This is a genomic window from Caulobacter sp., from assembly GCF_965279145.1.
Lineage (GTDB): Bacteria > Pseudomonadota > Alphaproteobacteria > Caulobacterales > Caulobacteraceae > Caulobacter.
On sequence record NZ_OZ257139.1, the window covers coordinates 4443861 to 4465309 of the forward strand.

20 protein-coding genes are annotated in these 21449 nt (G+C 67.3%); 8 read left to right on the forward strand and 12 right to left on the reverse strand.

Annotated elements, in window-relative coordinates; translation table 11 throughout:
* The first annotated feature begins 44 nt into the window (after nt 1–44).
* The 4 genes from ACQY9P_RS20955 to ACQY9P_RS20970 all read left to right on the forward strand — a co-directional run bounded on the left by ACQY9P_RS20955 (nt 45) and on the right by ACQY9P_RS20970 (nt 4341).
* A complete protein-coding gene (locus tag ACQY9P_RS20955) occupies nt 45–1541 on the forward strand; it encodes a phosphomannomutase/phosphoglucomutase (RefSeq protein ID WP_421737327.1) in 1497 nt (498 codons plus the stop codon).
* Between the two features lie 253 nt (nt 1542–1794).
* Complete coding sequence (locus ACQY9P_RS20960; RefSeq protein ID WP_421737326.1) at nt 1795–2262, forward strand: GNAT family N-acetyltransferase; 468 nt, start codon at nt 1795–1797, stop codon at nt 2260–2262.
* Nucleotides 2263–2367: 105 nt separating this feature from the next.
* Complete coding sequence (locus ACQY9P_RS20965; protein ID WP_421737325.1) at nt 2368–3645, forward strand: amidohydrolase family protein; 1278 nt, start codon at nt 2368–2370, stop codon at nt 3643–3645.
* Nucleotides 3646–3687: 42 nt separating this feature from the next.
* On the forward strand, nt 3688–4341 hold the full coding sequence (locus ACQY9P_RS20970; protein ID WP_421737324.1) for a hypothetical protein: 654 nt from the start codon (nt 3688–3690) through the stop codon (nt 4339–4341).
* Here ACQY9P_RS20970 and ACQY9P_RS20975 read toward each other — a convergent pair.
* Together ACQY9P_RS20975 and ACQY9P_RS20980 are read right to left on the reverse strand one after the other, a co-directional pair.
* Complete coding sequence (locus ACQY9P_RS20975; protein WP_421737323.1) at nt 4338–4712, reverse strand: response regulator; 375 nt, start codon at nt 4710–4712, stop codon at nt 4338–4340. The genes ACQY9P_RS20970 and ACQY9P_RS20975 overlap by 4 nt on opposite strands.
* A 70-nt stretch (nt 4713–4782) precedes the next feature.
* Nucleotides 4783–7635, reverse strand: a complete 2853-nt coding sequence (locus ACQY9P_RS20980; RefSeq protein ID WP_421737322.1) for a PAS domain S-box protein — start codon at nt 7633–7635, stop codon at nt 4783–4785.
* A 233-nt stretch (nt 7636–7868) separates the two neighbouring features.
* Between ACQY9P_RS20980 and ACQY9P_RS20985 the strand changes: the two genes are divergently transcribed.
* The gene (locus tag ACQY9P_RS20985) at nt 7869–8768 is read left to right on the forward strand and encodes a 5'-methylthioadenosine/S-adenosylhomocysteine nucleosidase (protein WP_421737321.1); all 900 of its coding nucleotides are present in this window, start codon (nt 7869–7871) and stop codon (nt 8766–8768) included.
* Nucleotides 8769–8772: 4 nt separating this feature from the next.
* Here ACQY9P_RS20985 and upp read toward each other — a convergent pair whose 3' ends face one another.
* The 3 genes from upp to ACQY9P_RS21000 are packed head-to-tail and all read right to left on the reverse strand — an operon-like array spanning nt 8773 to nt 12091.
* Nucleotides 8773–9402 (reverse strand): uracil phosphoribosyltransferase, encoded by a 630-nt coding sequence (gene upp / locus ACQY9P_RS20990; RefSeq protein WP_421737320.1) that lies wholly within the window; start codon nt 9400–9402, stop codon nt 8773–8775.
* A gap of 50 nt (nt 9403–9452) precedes the next feature.
* The gene (locus ACQY9P_RS20995) at nt 9453–11627 is read right to left on the reverse strand and encodes a molybdopterin cofactor-binding domain-containing protein (protein ID WP_421737319.1); all 2175 of its coding nucleotides are present in this window, start codon (nt 11625–11627) and stop codon (nt 9453–9455) included.
* 2 nt (nt 11628–11629) lie between these two features.
* Complete coding sequence (locus ACQY9P_RS21000) at nt 11630–12091, reverse strand: (2Fe-2S)-binding protein (RefSeq protein WP_421737318.1); 462 nt, start codon at nt 12089–12091, stop codon at nt 11630–11632.
* A 387-nt stretch (nt 12092–12478) separates the two neighbouring features.
* Here ACQY9P_RS21000 and ACQY9P_RS21005 point away from each other — a divergent pair, with 387 nt between their 5' ends.
* The 3 genes from ACQY9P_RS21005 to ACQY9P_RS21015 all read left to right on the forward strand — a co-directional run bounded on the left by ACQY9P_RS21005 (nt 12479) and on the right by ACQY9P_RS21015 (nt 14369).
* Entirely contained in the window at nt 12479–13051 is a 573-nt protein-coding gene (locus ACQY9P_RS21005; protein ID WP_421737317.1) for an NUDIX hydrolase, read from the forward strand.
* 67 nt (nt 13052–13118) lie between these two features.
* Nucleotides 13119–13847 (forward strand): endonuclease III domain-containing protein, encoded by a 729-nt coding sequence (locus tag ACQY9P_RS21010; protein ID WP_421737316.1) that lies wholly within the window; start codon nt 13119–13121, stop codon nt 13845–13847.
* Between the two features lie 72 nt (nt 13848–13919).
* The gene (locus ACQY9P_RS21015; RefSeq protein WP_421737315.1) at nt 13920–14369 is read left to right on the forward strand and encodes a hypothetical protein; all 450 of its coding nucleotides are present in this window, start codon (nt 13920–13922) and stop codon (nt 14367–14369) included.
* Here the strand turns inward: ACQY9P_RS21015 and ACQY9P_RS21020 are convergent.
* The 7 genes from ACQY9P_RS21020 to ACQY9P_RS21050 all read right to left on the reverse strand — a co-directional run bounded on the left by ACQY9P_RS21020 (nt 14326) and on the right by ACQY9P_RS21050 (nt 21170).
* Nucleotides 14326–15315, reverse strand: coding sequence for a M15 family metallopeptidase (locus ACQY9P_RS21020; protein WP_421737314.1), 990 nt, complete (start codon nt 15313–15315; stop codon nt 14326–14328). The genes ACQY9P_RS21015 and ACQY9P_RS21020 overlap by 44 nt on opposite strands.
* A gap of 15 nt (nt 15316–15330) precedes the next feature.
* Nucleotides 15331–16827, reverse strand: coding sequence for a CoA-acylating methylmalonate-semialdehyde dehydrogenase (locus tag ACQY9P_RS21025; RefSeq protein WP_421737313.1), 1497 nt, complete (start codon nt 16825–16827; stop codon nt 15331–15333).
* 76 nt (nt 16828–16903) lie between these two features.
* Nucleotides 16904–17428, reverse strand: coding sequence for a flavin reductase family protein (locus ACQY9P_RS21030; protein WP_421737312.1), 525 nt, complete (start codon nt 17426–17428; stop codon nt 16904–16906).
* A gap of 141 nt (nt 17429–17569) precedes the next feature.
* Nucleotides 17570–18487, reverse strand: a complete 918-nt coding sequence (locus ACQY9P_RS21035) for a hypothetical protein (RefSeq protein ID WP_421737311.1) — start codon at nt 18485–18487, stop codon at nt 17570–17572.
* The gene (locus tag ACQY9P_RS21040; protein WP_421737310.1) at nt 18484–19404 is read right to left on the reverse strand and encodes a glycosyltransferase family 2 protein; all 921 of its coding nucleotides are present in this window, start codon (nt 19402–19404) and stop codon (nt 18484–18486) included. Before ACQY9P_RS21040 ends, ACQY9P_RS21035 begins: the two co-directional genes overlap by 4 nt.
* Nucleotides 19404–20555, reverse strand: coding sequence for a GNAT family N-acetyltransferase (locus tag ACQY9P_RS21045; RefSeq protein WP_421738282.1), 1152 nt, complete (start codon nt 20553–20555; stop codon nt 19404–19406). The genes ACQY9P_RS21040 and ACQY9P_RS21045 overlap by 1 nt, the downstream gene beginning before the upstream one ends.
* 120 nt (nt 20556–20675) lie before the next feature.
* A complete protein-coding gene (locus ACQY9P_RS21050; protein ID WP_421737309.1) occupies nt 20676–21170 on the reverse strand; it encodes a GAF domain-containing protein in 495 nt (164 codons plus the stop codon).
* Nucleotides 21171–21449: the final 279 nt, after the last annotated feature.

Sequence of the window (21449 nt, forward strand, 5' to 3'; positions counted from 1 at the left end):
TCGGCCGTCTAAAGACAGGCTTTCAATATTCAGAGCGAGCCAAGATGTTCTCAAAGCCCCGCGCGGATCTCGTCCCCAACACAGCCGCTTACGAGAACGAACCGTTGGTCAAGGCCACGGGCTTTCGCGAGTACGACGCGCGCTGGCTGTTCGGGCCCGACATCAATCTGTTGGGCGTTCAGGCGCTAGGCCTGGGGCTGGGCACCTATATCCACGAACTGGGCCTGTCGAAGATCGTCGTCGGCCACGACTTCCGCTCCTACTCGTCCTCGATCAAGAACGCCCTGATGCTGGGCCTGATCTCGGCGGGCTGCGAAGTGCACGATATCGGCCTGGCGCTTTCGCCGACCGCCTATTTCGCCCAGTTCGATCTCGACATCCCCTGCGTGGCGATGGTCACGGCCAGCCACAACGAAAACGGCTGGACGGGCGTGAAGATGGGCGCCCAGCGTCCCCTCACCTTCGGTCCTGACGAGATGGGCCGCCTGCGCGACATCGTTCTGGGCGGAGCCTTCGTGGAACGTGAGGGCGGCAAGCTGATCCGCGTCGAGGACGAGGCCGAGCGCTTCATCGCCGACGTCGCCAAGCGCGCCCAGATCACCCGCCCCCTGAAGGTCATCGCCGCCTGCGGCAACGGCACAGCCGGGGCCTTCGCGGTCGACGCCCTGCAGCGCATGGGTGTCAGCGACGTCATCGGCATGGACACCGAGCTCGACTACACCTTCCCCAAATACAATCCGAACCCGGAAGACGTGGAGATGCTGCACTCCATGGCCGCGGCTGTCCGTGAGCATGGCGCGGACCTGGCGTTCGGCTTCGACGGCGACGGCGACCGCTGCGGCGTGGTCGATGACGAGGGCGAGGAGATCTTCGCCGACAAGATCGGCCTGATGCTGGCGCGCGACCTGGCGCCGCTGAATCCCGGCGCGACCTTCGTGGTCGATGTGAAGTCGACGGGCCTCTACGCGACCGACCCGATCCTGGCCCAGCACGGCTGCAAGGTGGTCTACTGGAAGACGGGCCACAGCTATATCAAGCGCAAGAGCGCCGAGCTGGGCGCCCTGGCCGGCTTCGAGAAGAGCGGCCACTTCTTCATGAACGGCGACCTGGGCTACGGCTATGACTGCGGCCTGACGGCGGCCGCCGCCATCCTGGCCATGCTGGATCGCAATCCCGGCCAGAAGCTGTCGGACATGCGCAAGGCCCTGCCCGTCGCCTTCACGTCCCTCACCATGAGCCCGCACTGCGGCGATGAGGTGAAGTACGGCGTCGTCGATGACGTGGTGAAGGAATACCAGGACCTGTTCGCCGCCGGCGGTTCGATCCTGGGTCGCAAGATCACCGAGGTCATCACTGTCAATGGCGTGCGCGTGCACCTGGAAGACGGCTCGTGGGTTCTGGTCCGCGCCTCGTCCAACAAGCCCGAGATCGTGGTGGTTGTTGAAAGCACCAGCTCCGAGGATGACATGCGGGCGCTGTTCCGCCAGGAAGTGAAGCCCCGCCTGGGTGACCGGGTGGGCAAGTACAATCAGGAAATCTGACGCTGGTCGCAGCTGATGGGCGAGAGGCCGGGGGAAACCCCGGCCTTTTTTGCATCCGTCGCGCGGTTTACAGCCATGACCGTCGGTGCGAACCTGCCGCTCGCCAGATTCAGGAGAATGCCTTTGCTCACCGCGCCCGCCTTGGACCGCTTCAGCGGCCAGCGTCGGCGCGCGTGCGCGTGAATGGCGACTGACCGCTCGAAGCGAAGACCTGACGTCGCAGACGTCTCCTTCTTCTCATTCGAGAGCAGACATGATCCTAGAAACCAATGAAGACGACTACGCGCGGTTGTTGCTGGGCAAAGCCCCGCGCGACCTGCGACTGGCCGATACGGACATCGCGCCGCCTGAAGTGCTGGCCATGCTGTTCGATCTAGCCCGGCGCGTGGGGGCCGACTTCTCCCCCGCCGCCTGGCTTATCGTGGAGCAAGGCGAGACGGTGGGACTATGCTCGGTCACCAAACCGCCCTGCGGAGGGGTCGTCGAGATCGGCTACGGCGTCGCGCCCAGCCGGCAAGGACGAGGCTGCGCCACGCGCGCCATCGCCGAGGTTGTGGCCTGGGCCAAAGCCGATCCGCGGGTGGAGGCGCTAAGCGCCGAAACCGCGACGACGAACCTGGCCTCGCAAGCGGTCCTGGCGGGAAACGGCTTTCTCCAGGTTGGCGAACGCATCGACGATGAGGACGGTCCGCTGATCCTCTGGCGTTGTCAGACCCGATGACGCCCTAGCCTAAGACGGGTGCGGGCGGACCCTCCCCCGCATCCGTCAATGTTTGGGCCTGGCGCGAATCTCGGCTTAGCTCATCCATCCCATCGCGAGTCACCCATGCGCCGCCTGCTCACCGCCCTTGTCCTGATCCTCGCGCCGCGCCTCGCCCTGGCCGCGCAGCCCATCCTGCTCAAGCCCGCCCGCGTCTGGACGGCCGAGGACGCCGGGCCGCCACACGCAGGTTGGGGCGTCCTGATCAAGGACAACAGGATCGCCGCCGTCGGTCCCGCCGCAGGCCTCGACGCGACCGGCGCGGAGGTAATCGACTTGCCCGGCGCCACCGTGATCCCTGGCCTGATGGACCTGCACAGCCATCTGCTGCTGCATCCCTATAACGAGACCTCCTGGGACGATCAGGTGCTGAAGGAAGCGCCGGACTACCGGATCATCCGCGCCACCGTGCAGGCCAGGGCGACGCTGGACGCCGGTTTCACCACCCTGCGTGAACTGGGCACCGAGGGCGCGGGCGTTTCGGACGTTTCGCTGAAGCGCGCGATCAACGACAAGCTGATACCGGGGCCGCGTCTGTTCGTCGCCACACGCGCCATCGTCGCCACCGGCGCTTATGGCCCAGCCCGCCGCAACTACAATCCCGATGCCGACCTGCCGCAGGGCGCGCAGGAGGCCAGCGGCGTCGACGAAGCGGTCAAGGCCGTGCGCGAGCAGGCCGGCGCGGGCGCCGACTGGATCAAGATCTATGCCGACTATCGCGTCGGCCCCGACGGCTCGACCCAGCCGACCTTCAGCCTGGAAGAACTCAAGGCCATGGTCGACGCCGCCCATTCTGGCGGACGTCCCGTGGCGGTCCATGCCTCCAGCGACGAAGGCATGCGCCGCGCGATCCTGGCGGGCGTCGACACTATCGAGCACGGCTATGGCGGCTCTGAAGCCACCTTCAAGCTGATGGCCGAGAAGGGCGTGGCCTATTTCCCCACCCTGACAGCCAGCGAGAGCACCTCGACCTATTTCGCAGGCTATGTCGCCGGCAAGACCCCGCCCACCCCCGCCATGCAGGCCGCCGAACGGGCGTTCAAGCTGGCGATGAAGAGCGGCGTAACGATCGGCATGGGCAGCGACGTGGGCGTGTTCCGCCACGGTGACAACGCCCGCGAACTGGTCTGGATGGTCCGCCACGGCATGACCCCGGCGCAGGCCCTGCTGGCCTCGACCGCCGTCGACGCCAGGGTGCTGCGACGCCAGAACGACCTGGGCCAACTGAAGGCGGGCTATCTGGCCGACATCGTCGCCATCACGGGCGATCCGACCCGGGACATAGAGGCGACCAAGGCCGTGGTCTTCGTGATGAAGGACGGTGCGATCCATCGCCGCCCCTGATCTCTCTTGCGCGAAACCGCAAAGCCAGGCGATCTCAAGCCCATGCGCCGACCGTTCCTGCCCGCCTTGATCTCCGCCACCCTGCTGGCCGGACCCGCGCTATCGGGGCCTGCCTTGGCGGCCGATCCCGGCACGATGCAGGAGCGCGACACCTTGCGCGATGCGGTGACCGCGCCGCTTGAGGACCTGAACCTCAAGCACAAGGACATTCCGGCGGTGCTGACCCGCGCGGTCACCGATCCCTATGACGTAACGGGCCTGACTCGCTGTGAACCCATAGCCGCCGAGATTGGCCGGCTGGACGCGGCCCTGGGTCCCGACCTGGACGAGGCGCCACCGCCCGACGAACGCTCTAGGGGCGCGAAGGTCGCCCAAGGCGCCTGGAAGGCCGGGGTGGCGGAGGTGCGCGACAAGACCACCCATGTGCTGCCGTTCCGCGGCTGGATCCGCAAGCTGACCGGCGCGGCCAGGCACGACAAGGCCGTGCAGGCCGCGATCCGCTCCGGCGGCATCCGGCGAGGCTATCTGAAGGGCGTCGGCATGCGGATGAACTGCGCGCCACCCGCGGCGCCAAGCTGGTTCGTACTCGCGCCGCCGCCCAAGCCGCCGCCCGCCGAGCCGGCGCAACGCGCCCTGGCGAGCATCTTCACGCTGTGGAATGATTTCCTGGCCTGGATCCGCGAACTGATCGGCTAGTTGAGCAGGTCCCAGACCCGCTCAACTAGCTGGGTAGGCTCGAACGGCTTCATGACATAGCCGGCGGCCCCCAGTTGCATGGCCTGAACAATGCGATCGAGACGCCCGTCCCCGGTCAGCATCAAGACCGGGATGGCCGCGCTGGCCGGATCTTCCTTGATGGCCTTCAGGGCGTCCAGCCCGCTCTGGCCCGGAATGCGAACATCCAGCAGGACAGCGGCGGGCGCCCGGACCGCCAGCTCGGTCAGCAGGGCGTCGGCTGAAGTGAAAGCCGACACCTCGAACCCGCCCCGGGTCAAAACAAGCTCAACCAGCTCCAGAATCGCCGGGTCATCATCGGCGACATAGATCGGAAACTTGGCTGGGGACATCAGTTGAGGCTCAAAACCAGAAACGGCGAATCCCCAGTGAGAGAAATGCCGGTTCCAATCTTTGGCGGTGTCAGGCGCTGTTCGTCAAATTCTGGTTGGCGGCCACTCGCCCCGCGCTGGTCAGGGCCAGGGCCACGGACTCGATCAGGCCGAACGCCGACAGCGGCTTGGCGATCTGGCCGTCGAACACGGCGTCGATCGCCAGGGTCGAGGCGTCGGCTGAGAAGGCCAGGATTGGAGTGCTGATATTGGCTCCGCCCTGCCGGATCCGGGTCGCGGCGGTGCGGCCGTCCACCCGCGGCATCCTCAGGTCCATGAGGATGAGGTCAAATGGCGTCGCGCACGCGCTGGCGATGGCTTCATCGCCGTCGGAAGCATCGGTCATGTCGGGGCCGAACGGACCCAGGATCGCCCGGACAAGCTCGCGGTTGGCCTTGTTATCATCGACGATCAGGATGCGGCAGTGCTCGGGCAGGGCCAGCGGCGAGGGAATCTCGCGCGCGCTTTGGTCGTCCCGCTCCACGGGATCAGCCGGAAGCGAGAACCAGAATCGGGAGCCCTGCCCTTCCTGACTCTCGACGCCGATCTCGCCCTGCATGGCTTCGACCAGACCCTTGCAGATCGCCAGCCCCAGCCCCGTGCCGCCATATTTCCGCGTCGAGGAGCCATCGACCTGCGAAAAGCGCTGAAAGAGATCACCGACCCGATCGGCGGGCATGCCCGGCCCGGTGTCAGTGATCGAGAAGGCCAGTCGCCCGCTCGCCCGATCAAAGCTGGCGGCGGCCGTGACCCCGCCCTGTTCGGTAAACTTCACGGCGTTCCCGACGAGGTTGAGCAGGATCTGTCGCAGGCGATCCGGATCGATCAGGAGCAGTGGCGGCAACCCGTCCAAGCCTTCCGTGGTCAGCGACAGTCCCTTGGTCCGCGCCTCGGCGCCGAACAGCTCAACCGTCTCGCGCGTCAGTTCGGCTGGAGAGGTCGACCGTGGCTTGATATCGACCTGACCGGCCTCCAGCTTGGAGAAATCAAGGATGTCATTGACGGTCGCCCGCAGCGCCTTGCCCGCATTCGACACGCGCTCGACATAGCCCCGCGTCTCCGGGCTCAGTTCGGGCTGATCCTCGACCAGCTTTGTGAAGCCCAGCACCGCTGTCAGCGGCGTGCGCAGTTCGTGGCTCATATTGGCCAGGAACTCGGCCTTGACGCTGGCCGACTCCTCGGCGTCGGCGCGAGCCTTGCGCAGTTCGATCTCCAGCGCCTTGCGCCGGGAGATGTCGCGAATGATGTCGGTGACGCCGCTGATCAACCCCGTCGTCGGATCGAAGACCAGGGTTGGCCGCGCCTCGAACCATATCTCGCGACCATCCTTGTGGCTCGCGCGGTATTCCACCCGCATCGGAGGAGCCCGCCCCCGTCCCTGGAACTGTGTCTTGACCACGGCCTGGACAGCCCCGATGTCGTCGGGGTGGACGAACTCCGAGAACTGACGCCCCACCACCTCCTCGGGCGAATAGCCCAGGCGGTGCTCGACAGAGGGCGAAACATAGGTAACCCGACCATCCAGCCCCGAATGGGCCAGAATGTCGCTGCCGTTCTCGGCCAGCATCCGGAACCGGGCCTCGCTCTCGACGATCGCCTGCTCCGCCTGCATCCGGGCCGTGACGTCCATGACGACGCCAAAGATGGTGACCGGGCGACCTTCGGCGTCCCGCTCAACGACCATGTTGCCCGTGACATAACGCACCTCGCCGCTCACCCGCACCACCCGTGTCAGGGTGGTCGGGCTGGGCAGGAAGGTCTCCAGCACCGTCAGATAGCGTAGGCGGGCGGCCTCTCGGTCATCCTGATGAACCGCGCCGATCCACTGCTCGACGGTCACGGCTGTCCCGGGCTCCATGCCCAGAATGACATACATCTGCTCCGACCAGGTCATGGCGCGGCTGGCCAGATGCAGGCGCCAGTAGCCGACACCGGCCAGGCCCTCGGCCATGTCGGCCAGGCGGGTCTGTTCCTGGGCGACGTCGCGCAGCCGACGCCGCTGGGCGCTAATCGCGGCCAGCGGCAGGACCGCGAAGATCGACACCACCAGGAACACCTGCAGCAACAGCGCCCGCTCGGCCATGGTGGACGCCATGAGACTGACGGGTCCGATATTCAAAGCCGTGAACGCCAGCGACATGCCGGCCAGGATCACGATCCCTATCGCCGCGCCCAGCATTTCCAGTTCCAGAGCTACGAACGCCAGGACCGGGGGGATCAGGAACAGCATTGGATAGCGAGGCCGCGTAAAGACCAGCAGGATCGTCAGGACAAGCGCCACGATCCAGAGCCAGCCACCACGCCTAATCGGGCGCTCGGCCAGCAGGGTCCGCGCCTGCCGGAACGCCAGCAGCGTGGGCGTTACCAGCATCAGGCCCAGGCCATTGGACAGCACCCAGCTGATCATCACCTTGGAAACGGGCACATGCCGGGCGACATAAAAGACGCTGGCCGCGATACTGCCCGACAGCAGCGGCGCCGCGAACCCGCAGATCGTACCAATCCAGATCAGGTCACGCGGGCGACTGACGTCAATATCGCGCCCCAGAACCTGGCGCAGGATCAGCGCGCAGAAGAGATACTCAACGACGTTGGCGACGCTCAGGCCGAGAATGATGTTCACATGACCGCCGGCATGGAGACTGGCGATAACAATGCCGATCACCGAACAGAGCACCAACAGGGGCCATCTGCCCCTATCGGTCGACAACAAGGCGACCAGTACAACGGCGTTGGCCAGCCAGATCGGCGTGATCTGTCTCAGGTCACGCGGCAACTCCATGCAAACATAGGCCAGCGCCGCCACCACGACGCCCAAGGCGATCGCGCCGGCGATTCGCGCGGCCAGGGTGGGCCATGTCTTTTGCGGCTGGACGTTGGTCATGCCGAGACAAAATGCCACTGCTGTCTGGAGCACAGGTTAACACAGGGGCAATCACTCTCGTTTCGCGAACAATATCCAATCGCGGAAACGGGACGTTGCGGACTTGCCATTGATGAGATCCGGCGCGATTGGCGGCGCCTGGATCCTTCGGCTATGTCGAAGCCTCGGTGGCCTTGCCGCCCCAGGTTTATCAATGCGCCACCGTCGGGGTGGCGTCTCGGAAGGTCTTTTCCATGCGTCTGCTGGCGGCACTGATCCTTTGCCTGCTCACGACCCTGCCCGCCACGGCGGCCGAACAGGTCGATCCCACGCCGCGCATCGCGGTGATGTCGGCCTTCCCCCCTGAACTGGTCGCCCTGGAGGCGGCCACAAGCGCGCAGAAGCACTATGCCGTGGGGGGCTTCACCTTCACGACCGGCACACTGGAGGGAAAGCCGATCGTGCTGTTTCTCAGCGGCGTCAGCATGGTCAACGCGGCCATGACCACCCAGATGGCGCTGGACCGCTTCAACATCACCCGGATCGTGTTTTCGGGGATCGCGGGCGGCGTCGACGAGAGCCTCGACATTGGCGACGTCCTGGTGGCCGATCAATGGACGCAAAGCCTCGAGACGGCCTTCGCCCGCGAGACCGACAAGGGCTTCGAGCTGTCCCCCACGGTGCGTAACGACGACCTGGCCAACTACGGGATGATGTATCCGCGCGCGATCCTGCTGCCGCGCGCCGACGGTCCGCCGGAGACCCGCCGCTGGTTCCCCGCCGATCCGGCCATGCTGGCCCTGGCCCGTGAAGTGGCCTCCAGCGCCAAGCTGGCGCGTTGTGTCGCGGACAGGTGCCTGGTTCACGCGCCCAAGATCGTGGTCGGCGGCAACGGCGTCTCAGCCCCGGTGTTTCTCGACAACGCGGCCTACCGCAAATATCTCAGCGCCACCTTCCAGGCCCGCGTCGCGGACATGGAAAGCGCCGCCGTCGCCCACGTGGCCTATGTCAACGGCACGCCGTTCATCGCCTTCCGCAGTCTGTCGGATCTGGCCGGCGGCGGCGCGGGCGCCAACGAGATGCACACCTTCATGGGCCTGGCTTCGGACAACTCCGCCAGCGTGGTGAAGGCCTTCGTGAAGGCGCTGCCCTGACCGCCTAGCGCGTGCCGAAGGTCCGGTCGCCCGCGTCGCCCAGGCCCGGCACGATGTAGCCGTGATCGTTCAGTTCGGCGTCGATGGCGGCGGTCCAGATCGGCACGTCGGGATGGGCGGCGCGCAGATTGTCGACCCCAACCTGGGCGGCCAGCAGGCAGACGAACCGCAGGTCGGTCACGCCCGCCGCCTTCAGGCGCGAAATGGCGGCGATGGCCGAATGACCGGTGGCCAGCATCGGATCGACCACGATGACCAACCGCCCGGCGATGTCCTGCGGGGCCTTGAAGTAATATTCGACCGCCTCCAGCGACTCCGGATCGCGGTAGAGGCCCACGTGCGCCACGCGGGCCGAGGGCACCAGATCCAGCATGCCGTCGGCCATACCCAGGCCGGCCCGCAGGATCGGCGCGAACACCAGCTTCTTGCCAGCGATCTCCCTGGCCGTGGTCGGGGCGACCGGGGTCTCGATCCGGACCTCGTCCATCGGGAGATCGCGGGTGACCTCGTAGCAGATCAGCGTCGCCGTCTCACGCATCAGGGCGCGGAACGTCTTGGTGGAGGTGGTCTTGTCCCGCATCTTGGTCAGCTTGTGCTGCACGAGCGGGTGGCTGACGACGGTGACGTTGGACATGAGGAGACCTTGCTAGGAGCGGGCTTTCGCTCCTAGCAGGCGACCGCCCGTCAGGCCAGTTGATCACCGATGGGCAGGGACCGGATGCGTTTGCCCGTCGCCGCAAAGATGGCGTTGCACAGAGCCGGCGGGGTTGGCGGATAGGCGGGCTCGCCCAGGCCCGTGGGCCGGTTGTCGCTGAGCTTGAAATGCACCTCGACCGGCGGAGCCTCTGCCATCCGCAGCAGCGGGAAGTCGCCGAAATTGGCCTGGGTGGCCGCGCCGTTCTCGAAGGTCACCTCCTGACGCAGGGTCGCGCCGATCGCATCGAGGATCGAGCCCTGCACCTGCTGCTCGGCGCCGCTGGGATTGACGATCTGTGAGCCGCAGTCGACGGCGGCCCAGACCTTGTGGATCTTCAGTTCGCCCTTGGTCACGGAAACTTCCATCACCACCGCCACATAGCCCAGATGACTGAAGTGACAGGCCACGCCCAGGCCCGTTCCCTTGGGAACCTCGCGGCCCCAGCCCGACTTCTCGGCCACCAGGTCGAGCACCCCGCGCATCCGGCCGGTGTGGAAGGCGTCGCCCTGCCCCGCCTCGCCCAGCAGGCGCGGCTCGCCCAGCAGCCTGCGGCGGAAGGCGACCGGATCCTGCCTGGCGGCCACGGCCAACTCGTCGGTGAAGCCCTGGATGACAAAGCCAAAGGCGTTGTTGCCGGGCGCGCGCAGGAAGCCGGTCGGAAAGCCCAGCGGCATGACCGAGACGTCGTGCCTGTAATTGGCCACGGCCCGGCCCGGGAACTGGGTGGAGTTCATGCCCGCCGAGGTCGCGAACTGTTCGCCCGCGCCGAAGGTGATGAAGTGGTCGCGCCAGGCGACGAGGTCGCCGTTGGCGTCGAGACCGGCGGTGAAGTTGTGCCAGCCCGCCGGACGATAGAAGTCGTGGCGGATGTCGTCCTCGCGCGTCCACAGCAGCTTGACCGGCGCGCCGGCCATCTTCGAGATGACGGCGGCCTCGACCATGTAGTCGTTCATCAGCCGCCGGCCGAAGCCGCCGCCGATGCGGGTCATGTGGATGGTGATGTCGGCCTCGGTGATCCCGAGGGCGGCGGCGACCAGCTTGCGGCCGCTCTCGGGGTTCTGGGTCGGGGCCCAGATCTCGACCTTGCCGTCCTTGAAGCTGGCCGTGCAGTTCTGCGGCTCGAGATTGGCGTGGGCGATGAAGGGATAGCTGTATTCCGCCGTGACGACCTTGGCCGCGCCCTTCAGGGCGGCGTCAACGTCACCGTCGGCCTTAAGCGTGCGATGCGGCGGGGCCTTGGCCAGTTCGGCGGCCTTGGCGGCGAAGCTGGCCGTGCTCTGGGCGGCGGTCGGGTGTTCGGCCCACTTGATGTCGAGCGCGTTGCGGCCCTTGCGCGCCTGCCACCAGCTGTCGGCGACCACGGCCACGCCGGACATGATGCTCTGCAGGTTGGCGCCGCCCTCGACGACGAAGGCGCCTCGCACGCCGGCCACGGCCTTGGCCGGCGCCAGGTCAACGCTGGCCACCTTGGCGCCATAGGTCGGGGCCTTGGCGAAGGTGGCGTACAGCATCCCCGGCAGGCGGGTGTCGATGCCGAACAGCGGCTGGCCGGTGGTGATGGCGTCCAGGTCCTGGCCCGCATGGCGCTGGCCAATGATGCGGAAGGCCTTGGGATCCTTCAGGGTCAGACTCTTGGGATCGGGCGGGGTCAGCAGGGCGGCGGCTTCGGCCAGGTCGCCATAGGCCAGTCGACGATCGCTGGCGGCATGGACGACGACGCCAGGCTCGGTGGCGCAGGTCTCGGCGCTGACACCCCAGCGCGCGGCGGCGGCGGCGATCAGCAGAGCCCGTCCCGTCGCGCCCACGCGGCGCAGGCCGTCATATTCCAACGTCGTCGCCATGCTGCCGCCCGCCACCTGGCGACCGAAGACCTTGGTGTCGGCGATGGCCTGTTCGACCCTGACCGCTGACCAGTCGACGTCCAGCTCCTCGGCGACCAGCATCGGCAGCGAGGTCTTGATGCCCTGCCCCACCTCGGGAACCTTCGAGACGATGGTGACAACGCCATTTGGCGCGACGCGGACGTAAGCGTTAAGTCTGCCCTCGCCTGCGGCGCGGCCTTCGCCCGACAGGCTGAACGACAGCATCAAGCCGCCGCCCACGGCGGCTCCGGTTTGCAGGAACAGGCGACGGGTCGGGTCGCGAAGGATCTCGCCGTCCATGCTCAGGCCTCCTGACCAGAGGCGGTCTTGATCGCCTTCTTGATGCGAATGTAGGTCGCGCAGCGGCACAGATTGCCGTTCATCGCCGCGTCGATATCGGCGTCGGTCGGCTTGGGCTTGGCGGTCAGCAGGGCCGTGGCCGACATGATCTGGCCGGCCTGGCAGTAGCCGCACTGCGGCACGTCGATGGCCTTCCAGGCCTCCTGGACCTTGGCGCCAACCGGATCCTTGCCGACGCCCTCGATGGTGACGACTTTCTTGTCGCCCACGCGCCGCACTGGCGTTACGCAGGCGCGAACCGGGACACCGTCCAGATGCACCGTGCAGGCCCCGCACTGGGCCGCGCCGCAGCCGAATTTGGTCCCGACCAGGCCCAGCGTATCGCGCAGCACCCAAAGCAGCGGGGTGTCGCCCTCGACCTCGACCGATCGGGTTTCCCCGTTGATGGTGAGCGTGAACGCCATGCTCGACTCCTGACCCTACTTGCGGACCGATAGTGCCTCACCCCGGCGCCGTTCGCGAGAGGCCCCATAGCGATCACGAAGGTTTCAGGGATACCGCTGACGCTCGATCCTCGTCCGACACCCGTGCGTCGCCCATGATCCACGCGACTTGCCCCAGGACGCGACGCAGAAGCCTGCCAGGCCCCGACATTGTTGCCGGCGCCCCATATTGGCGTTCAGGTCTCGACGACTCACGCCAATAGGAGCGCTATTGTCGGCGACGGCGCCTCGCGCCGCGTTTCGGCCATTGCTGGGGCGGGGCCAGGGACACCGTCACCGCATGGGCCGTGACCCCGCCGACGGCGGGACTGGCGGCGATACTGTTCCATATCTCGGATTCTGAATGAAGTGACCGATACGACGAGCAAACAGGGCGGGAGCGGCCAGGGGCGCGGCAAGCCGGGCAAACGACGTCAGGTCGCCGCCCTGCCTTGGCGTGGCCAGGGCTCGACGCTTCAGATCCTGCTGGTCTCGTCGCGAGAGACCCGCCGCTGGGTCATTCCCAAGGGCTGGCCGATGAAAGGAAAGACCGACCACGAGGCGGCCGCCCAGGAAGCCTATGAGGAAGCCGGCCTCGACGGTGTGATCGTCACCACGCCCGCCGGAGACTACGAGTACCTCAAGCGTCTCAAGAGCGGCGCGGCTCGCCTGGTCAAGGTCGACGTCTACCCCCTGCAGGTCACGGGCGAGCATGCGACCTGGCCGGAAAAGGGCCAGCGCACGCTGCAGTGGATGAACCCGGTCGAGGCGGCCGTGGCCGTGCAGGAGCCCGAGCTGCGCGACCTCATCGCGCGCTTCGCCAATATCGAGCTCCCAGAAGAGGAGCGCCCGGCGCCGGCTCCTGCCCCCACACCCGTCAAGGTCGCCTTCGAGCGCCTGCGCCGGCGGGTGACCTCGCTCTGGGATCGTCCCCGGCGCTAGTCAACAGCCTGTGGACAATCGGGATCGCGCGACATAATGTTCTCATTATGTTCCGGCGCGAGGTTCCATGCAGCTTTCCCTAGGCCTCTCCCGCTCCCCGCTTGAAGCCCTGCGCGACTCGCTGCTGTGCGAGTTTGGCCCGCAGCGGCCCGTGGCGCGTATGGATCCGATCTCGCAGCTGGTGAAATCGTCGATCAGCGGCCGTACTACTGACGCCGTCTCCTGGGCGGCCTTCCTGCGCCTGCGGGCCGCGTTCAAGTGCTGGGAAGACCTCGCGCAGGCCACGGAGGCCCATGTGCTGGAGATCATCCAAGACGTCACCTATCCACAGGACAAGGCCCGACGCCTGCCGATGGCGCTGCGGATGATTCAGGATCGGATCGGCTGGCTGTCGCTGAGCCACCTGAAGGCGCTCAGCGTGGACTCCGCCCGTCATGAGCTCCAGAGCCTTCCGGGCGTCGGGGTCAAGGTCGCGGCCAGCGTGCTGAATTTCAGCGACCTGGCCATGCGGGCGTTGGTGGTCGACACCCACGTCGATCGCGTGGCCAAGCGCGTGGGCTTGGTCGGATCGGGCGATACCAGCCAGACCTATCATGCGCTCATGACCCTGGCGCCAGACGCCTGGACGGCCGACGACCTCTTCGAGCTGCACTGGCTGCTGAAACGGGGCCTGGGCCAGATGCTGTGCTCGCACGACGCTCCCCGATGCGGAGCCTGCCCGTTGAAGCACGACTGCGCCAAGCTCGGCGTGGGTCACAGCGCCGACGTGCTGCCCTGGCGGCCACGCGACGCCTGATCCGCGACGCCGGATGGCGCCTGGCCCCTCCCGCATGACAAGCTGGGGCCTGTCGCCTTGAGGGAACCACCCATGACCGCGAGCAGCGCTTCCGCACCCGACGCCGCGATGATGGCGGGCCCTGAAAAGCTCGCCCGCTTCCTGGAAACCGGCGACGCGCGCGTCTTGGACGGCGTCTTCTCGACCGGCGAGGTGACCATTCTCGAGAACTTTCCACCGCACGTCTTCAGCGGCCGGGACGGCCTGGCGCATTGGCGCGCCCTGATGACGCGACACGTGGGGAGCATCGGCGACCTGCGCCACACGTTCGGCCCACCGCAGGACTTCGCGCTGACGGATGGCGTCGTTCACTTCACTCTGCCCACGCACTGGCAGGGTGAGCGGGACGGAAAGCCCTTCACCGAGCTTGGCGGCTGGACGTTCGTTCAGGTGCGGGAAGACGGCGGCTGGCGCATCCGCTCTTACGGCTGGGCGGTCATCAGTTTCGAAGAGGCGCAGGCCCCTGGCCCGCCAGAGCCGTGAAGGTCTTCGTGCCGATCCCGTAGCGGCGCCAGTCCCTGTAGTCGAAGTGCCACCATTCCTCGGCGTAGACCTCGAAACCCTCGGCGGTCATGGCGTCGCGCAGCATGGCGCGCAGGGCCCGCTGCCGTGTCGTGCCGCCGATGAAATCGGCATAGGCGCGGTCCGAGAACTCGTCATAGCGGCTGGGCATCTCGACGGGCCTCCCGGTCTTGAGGTCGTACAGCGTCAGGTCGACGGCGCAGCCGCGATTGTGGCGCGAGCCCTTGGTCGGATCGGCGACGAAGGCGTGGCTCTCGGGCGGGGTCGCCTCCCAGAACATCCAGGTGACGAACCAGGGTCGATAGGCGTCATGGATCAGCAGGCCAAAGCCCTTGCCCGCCAGGGCGTGCTGGACCCGCCCAAGGGCCTCGGCGGCGGGCCGCTGCAGATAGCCGGCCGCCCGTTCGTACAGCGGGATGCCCATGAAGTTGTCTGAGCCGGCATAGCGGATGTCGAGCCGGATGCGCGGGTCGATCGCCGTCAGGTCGACGAGGTCGGCCGGAAGATGCGCCTCGGTCTCGACCGGCGGCGTGGCGGCCAGGGCCCGCTGGCGCAAGGCCATCGGATCGGCGCGGACCGCCCTGTGGATCGCCGCCTGGGTCTCGGCGCCGAAGTCGTGGAAGGCCAGCCGGGTTCCGTCCAGACGGATCGCGCCCGGCTCGAGGAACACCTCCCCGCCACCCGCGACAGCGTAGCGACCGCCGCCCAGCGCCGTGAGCCGCGCCACGGGCAGGTCCTTGCCGAAGAGGTGCAGCGCGCCGTCCCGCTCGAACACGGTGACCGGCGCGGCCCTGTCGCCATACTGCCCGACCGCCGCCCACTCGGCACGGGTCTGGGCGAAGGCGGCGGGAGCGGCGAGGCCAGCGGCGGCGATGGACAGGAAGGATCGTCGAACCAGACCGCTCATCGCCGCCCCCTGGCGCTATTTCATCGTCGGGATGACGAAGGCGGAGTCCTCGACCTCGCCTTCGGGCCACCGCGCGGTGATCGTCTTGACCTTGGTGTAGAACTTCACGCCCTCGACGCCGTGCTGGTTGGTGTCGCCGAAGGCGCTGCGCTTCCAGCCGCCGAAGGTGTGATAGGCCACCGGCACCGGGATCGGCACATTGATGCCGACCATGCCGACATTGACCCGCGAAGCGAACTCTCGCGCCGCGCGGCCGTTGCGGGTGAAGATGGCGACGCCGTTGCCGTACTGGTGCTCGCTGGGCAGGCTGAGCGCTTCCTCGAAGCTCTCGGCGCGCACGATCTGCAGGACTGGACCGAAGATCTCTTCCTGATAGGTCTTCATGCCCTTCTTGACACCATCGAACAGCGACGGGCCGATGAAGAAGCCCTTTTCGAAGCCCTGCAGGGAAAAGTCGCGGCCATCGACGACCAGCTCGGCGCCTTCCTCAACGCCGATGCGGATATAGTCGGCGATCTTGTCGCGGTGGGCGGCGCTGACCACCGGGCCGTAGTGGGCGGCCGGGTCGCTGGAGATCCCGACCTGCAGGGTCTCGATCTCGGCGACCATGCGCTCGCGCAGTTCGTCGGCCGTGGCCTTGCCCACGGGAACGACGACCGGCAGGGCCATGCAGCGCTCGCCGGCCGAGCCGAAGGCCGCGCCCGACAGGTCCTTGACGACTTGGTCCAGGTCGGCGTCGGGCAGGACGATGCCGTGGTTCTTGGCGCCGCCCATGGCCTGGACGCGTTTCCCGTGCGCCGTGCCGGTCTGATAGACATAGTGGGCGATGTCGGAGCTGCCGACGAAGCTGACGGCGCGGATCAGCGGATGGGTCAGGATGGCGTCGACGGCGCTCTTGTCGCCATGCACGACGTTGAGCACGCCGGCCGGCGCGCCGGCTTCCATCATCAGCTCGGCCAGCTTCACCGGCACGGTCGGATCCTTCTCCGACGGCTTGAGGATGAAGGTGTTGCCCACGGCGATGCTGATGCCGAACATCCACATCGGGATCATGGCCGGGAAGTTGAACGGGGTGATGCCCGCGCACACGCCCAGCGGCTGGCGCATCGAATAGACGTCGATGCCGGGACCCGCGCCCTCGGTGTATTCGCCCTTCAGGATGTGGGGGATGCCGCAGGCGAACTCGATCACCTCCAGGCCGCGCTGGATGTCACCCTTGCTGTCGGCGATGACCTTGCCGTGCTCGGACGACAGGATCTCGGCCAAACTGTTCATGTCGCGCTCGATCAGGCGCTTGAACTCGAACATCACCCGGGCGCGGCGCTGCGGATTGGTCTGGGCCCAGCCGATCTGCGCGGCGGCGGCGGCCTGGACAGCGGCGTCCAGCTCGGCGTCGGTCGCCAGTTGCACCCGGGCCTGAACCTCGCCTGTGTTGGGATTGAAGACGTCGCCGAAGCGGCCGGAGGTTCCGACCAGGGCCTGGCCGTTCACGAAATGGGCGATGTCTCGCATGATGCGCTCCCTGGATCTTGTTTTGCGCGTCGATAGCATCCCGAGATCACGGCGTAACGCGCCAAATCCTGTCGGCTTATTCCGCGTCCACGTGCACCCGACGGAACCGGCCCTGCAGATAGACCAGCGGTTCGTGATCCGGATCGTAGCGCAGTTTCACCACCCGGCCGACATAGACCCGGTGATCGCCGGCGTCGAAGACGTGATGGGTCTCGCACTCGAAATTGGCCATGCAGCCCGGAAGGATCGGCACACCGGTGCGCCAGGTCTCGGTCTCGATCCCGGCGAACCGATCGACGTCCTTGCGCACGAAGTTGCGGGCCAGGTCCTGATGCTCGGCGTGCAGCACATTGACGGCGAAGACGCCGGCGGCGTCCAGCGACGGCAGGCTGCTGGACTTCAGGTCCACGCAGATCAGGGCCAGCGGCGGATCCAGCGACACCGAGGTGAAGGAGTTCGCGGTCAGGCCCACCTTGCGGCCGTCCGCGCCGACGGTGGTCACCACCGTGACGCCCGTGGTGAAACACCCGAAAGCGTCTCGCAGGGCGCGGGCGTCGTGAAGACCCCCCTCGCCCAGTTCAATCGTAACCGCCTGACTCATAGGGCTAGCAGTGGGGCAAAGTTCGGCCCGGGGCAAGGCCATGCAGGGCCCGGGCGCGACGCGACCTTCGCTGCCGCCCGGGAATGGAGTCTCGGCGCCAACTGCTCAGACTTTCGGCGGCGGACTTGAGCGCAAGCGCCCTCAGGCGTGCTCAACCAGAACACCGGGCTGTCGGGCGTCGAGGCCGAAGGTCACCGGCAGATGGCGCACATGCGGCGTCTGCAGGTTCAACGCCTTGGCCCCGCGCGCCACGGCCAGCTTGCCCAGCGCCGCCGGGCCAAAGCCGCTCTGGATGCGCGGCCGGGCGCCCAGCCGACGGCGCAGCACCCCGTTGGCATAGATGACGTTGGCCCGCATCAGCGCCGCCGGGGTCATGTATTCGATCGACAGCGAGACGTTCAGCATCGGGCCGTTCTCGATCCGGTGCGGGGCGTTCTGCTTCCAGGTGACCATCTTGCCCGGCGTCAGGTCATAGACCGCCGCGCCCCTGTCCCATTCGGGATCGAAGGCGAACTGCTCGGCGGTCTCCCGCAGCACGATCTTTTCGAGGTCCAGCTCGCCGACATAGGGGTCGGCCACTGGATAGACCCAGACCCTCTTCTGGCCCCTCAGCTGCCACAGCGACACCAGCGGCACGTCCAGATGATAGAAGACCTGGGCGTTGGCCGAACTGATCAGCATGCCCAGGTCGCGCTTGAAGGTGCGCAGGCCCGGAACATGCGCCTCCTTTTCGGCGAAGATCTCGTCGCCCAGGGCGGCGTATTCCGGCACGTGGTCGTTGGTGTGGCGCAGGTTCAGCCAGATGCGGCCGCTCTTGGCGGCGTCCAGCAACTGATCGCCCGAGAGGCCGCTGGCCGCGCCCCGGCGCCAGGTCGTCCAGGCCTTGGGGTCCTCGCCCATGGTGAAGACGCCCAGCTGGTCGCGGGGATACTGGTCGAGCAGCCGCGCCAGGCCCTCGTCGTCGAACATCGGCCGCTCGTGCAGGCGATGCTGAAAGGCCAGGTTCTCATTGCCGAAAGCCTTGGCCTTTTCCGGCGTCCAGTCGGTGATCACGCTCATGCGGTCCTCCCGTAGAATTGGATCTTGAAGGGGCCCCACCAGAAGGTCTTGCCCAGGCCGCGCGCGGCCCTGTCGAGCCAGTCGGCCCGGTCTTTCGATCGCGTCAGCCACTTGAGCCCGGCCACCGCGCCGAACACGACGGCTTGGCCGACGCCGATGGCCATCCAGCGGGCCACGCCCAGCCGGTCGGGCGGACTAGCGGCCGCGCAGTGGGCCGAGGGCCCCTGGCCGTAAGCGAAGGCTCGGGCCAGCGTGTAGTCCAGGGTCAGGCGGTCGGGCACGGGATCTTCCCAGACCCAGGCGGCAGGCTCCCAGGCGAAGGTCGCGCCCGCCGCCCGCATCTGGCCGAAAAGCATATCGTCCTCGCCGCCGATCAGGTTGCGCTCGGCCGCGAAGGGCGAGACCGGATCGGGCAAGGCCGCGCGGCGCAGCAGGCTGTCGCCGCAGCCGTAATAATGGTCGATCACCCCGGCCTCGGCCGGTCCGAGGCGCGAGAAGAAGCGTTCCAGATAGTCGCGATGCAGGGCCACGCTGTCGGGCGCCCGAGCCCTGACCGGGCCGAACACGACGTCTGCGGCATAGCGCGCCTGGGCCGCCAGCAGCGCCGCGAGCCAGCCGGCGGGGGCCTCTTCGTCGTCGTCCAGAAAGGCGATGAAATCGCCCGACGCCCGGGTCATGCCGGCGTTGCGGGCGTTGGCGACCCCGGCGCGCGGCTCATGCACATAGTGGACGGGGCAAGCCGCGCCGACCGCCAGGCCTTCGACCGTGGACCGGGCCGAGTCGACCTGATCGTTGTCGACGACCAAGATCTCGAGATCGCCGAAGTCGACGTGCGTCTGGGTCAGCACCGACCGCACTGCGACGGCCAGGCCGCCGAGCCGTCTCTGGGTCGGGATCATGACCGTGACGCGGGCCATCACGCTTCCTCGCGGGCTCCCACATCGCCGCGACGGCGCGACTGGCTGGCGACGGCGTGAACCAGCCCCCGCACCTGCCCGCCGACCGTCAGTTCGACGCTGTTGATGACGTCCATCCGGCGGCGCAGACGGGCGACGACGCCCGTGCCGTTGGCGCCGGCCAGGTTCCAGGCCCCCTCGACCGAGCTGGCCATCAGGCCGGCGACGCTGACCGCCGTGGCCGCGCCGCTCAGGGCCGTGGTCTGGGTGCGGGCATAGGTCCGCTTGTAGTGGTCGTGGTCGGGAGCAAGGTCATAGTGGTTCAGGCCCAGCTCCGGCATGGCCGCGATGGCCCGCAGGAAGAAGATCTGCCCCGGCGACCAGGCCCCGAACACCGGGTTGGTCGAGGCGATCCAGGGGTGATAGACGCCCCCGGCCCGCACGCCGAAATGGCCGGCCACCAGCTGATCGCCGGCATAGAGGTTGATCATCAGCCCCTGGAAGTCGCCCGACTGGCGCTCGAACAGGTTGCTCAGCAGGTCCCGCGTCCAGTCGGGCCGCAGGAAGTCGTGCAGGCCGGTGCGCTGCAGTTGCTCGCGCTTCCAGGTCAGCAGTTGATCGAAGGCCGCGCGGGAGGTGTCGGCCGCGACCAGGCGCACCTCGCCCACTTCGCGACCCAGCTTGTGGTCCAGGCGGCGGTAGTTCTTGATCTTCTTGGGGCTGGCGGCGCGGACAGCCTCCAGATAGTCGTCGGCCGGGCCGTCAAAGGCGATCACGAAGGCCGGCTTGGCCTCGCCGACGCCGCCGAACACGCCGAACGGGTCAACCAGGCCGGTGTATCGAAACACGCCAAGGTCGGCGGCGCGCAGCACGTCCTCGGCGCGAAATCCCGGATCGGGACGCGAGACGATGGCGTGATAGTCCGAAAGCGGCGAGCCGATGGCCCGCGCCAGGCGGCCGGGACGGCGATGATGCGGCAGGAAGCCCAGGGTTTCCCCGTTGCGCCGGATGATCGAAACCCGTGCATCTTCCCGAACCAAACCAACGGCTTGCGCGAAATCAGGGCCCAGCAGGGGGCTCTGAAACGCCGGCTCCGCGCGGGCCATGGCGCGCCAGAGCGCCGCGTCGGCGGGCGTGACAAGGCTCGGGTGGAGGGTCTCGACGTCCAGCATAGCCACCTGTCCTAGTCCAAAGCGGTTAGGGAATGATGGAAGCCGGGCTGCAACCCCGAGGCCAGTTCCCCGCCGCTAAACCCAGGATGGGGATCGGCGATGACGGCGGCGGCGAGGTCGTTAGGCGAACGTGGCCTTCAGGATCCGCTCCAGGCCCTGCTGGTCAATCGCGTCGAAGGCGGCGGGCTGGTCGGAATCGACATCGAACACCGCCAACAGCGTTCCGGCGCTGTCGAACACCGGCACGACGATCTCGCTCTGCGAACGGCCGTCGCAGGCGATGTGGCCGGGGAAGGCGTGGACGTCGTCGACCAGCTGGGTCTGCCCCGTCTGTGCCGCCGCGCCGCACACGCCCCGGCCAAAGGCGATGCGCAGACAGCCCAGCGAGCCCTGGTAGGGCCCGACCACCAGCTCGCGTTCCTTCGCCGGATCAACGACATAGAAGCCGGTCCAGAAGTAGTGGTCGAAGCTGCTCGCCAGCATCGAGGCCACGGTCGCCATGCGCGCCGTCAGGTTGGGTTCGCCGTCCAGCACCGAGGCGATCTCGTCGGCCACCTCGGCGTAGCGGGCTGCCTTGTCGGCGGCGAGGGTCTTGTCGTTGAAAGCTTCAGCCATGGCCGGGATATAGCGCGTTCGGGGGTGATTGCGAGGGCCCGTCGCGGACATGCGTTCGCGGTCTCAGACGAAAAGCCGCTGAGTTAGATGGGGAGGCGCGAAGCGGCCGGGACGAACCCGGATGACCGTGATGTGTTTTGTGCGTTTCGGCTCGACCTGTCCGCTTCGCGAAGCTGTTCTTGACCGTGAGGATTGGGGCACACGAGCGTGAGTTTCAGCTCTGATTCCCAATTAACCCCCGGACGGGCGCGCATCTTGTCGATCGGCTAATCCGTCTCG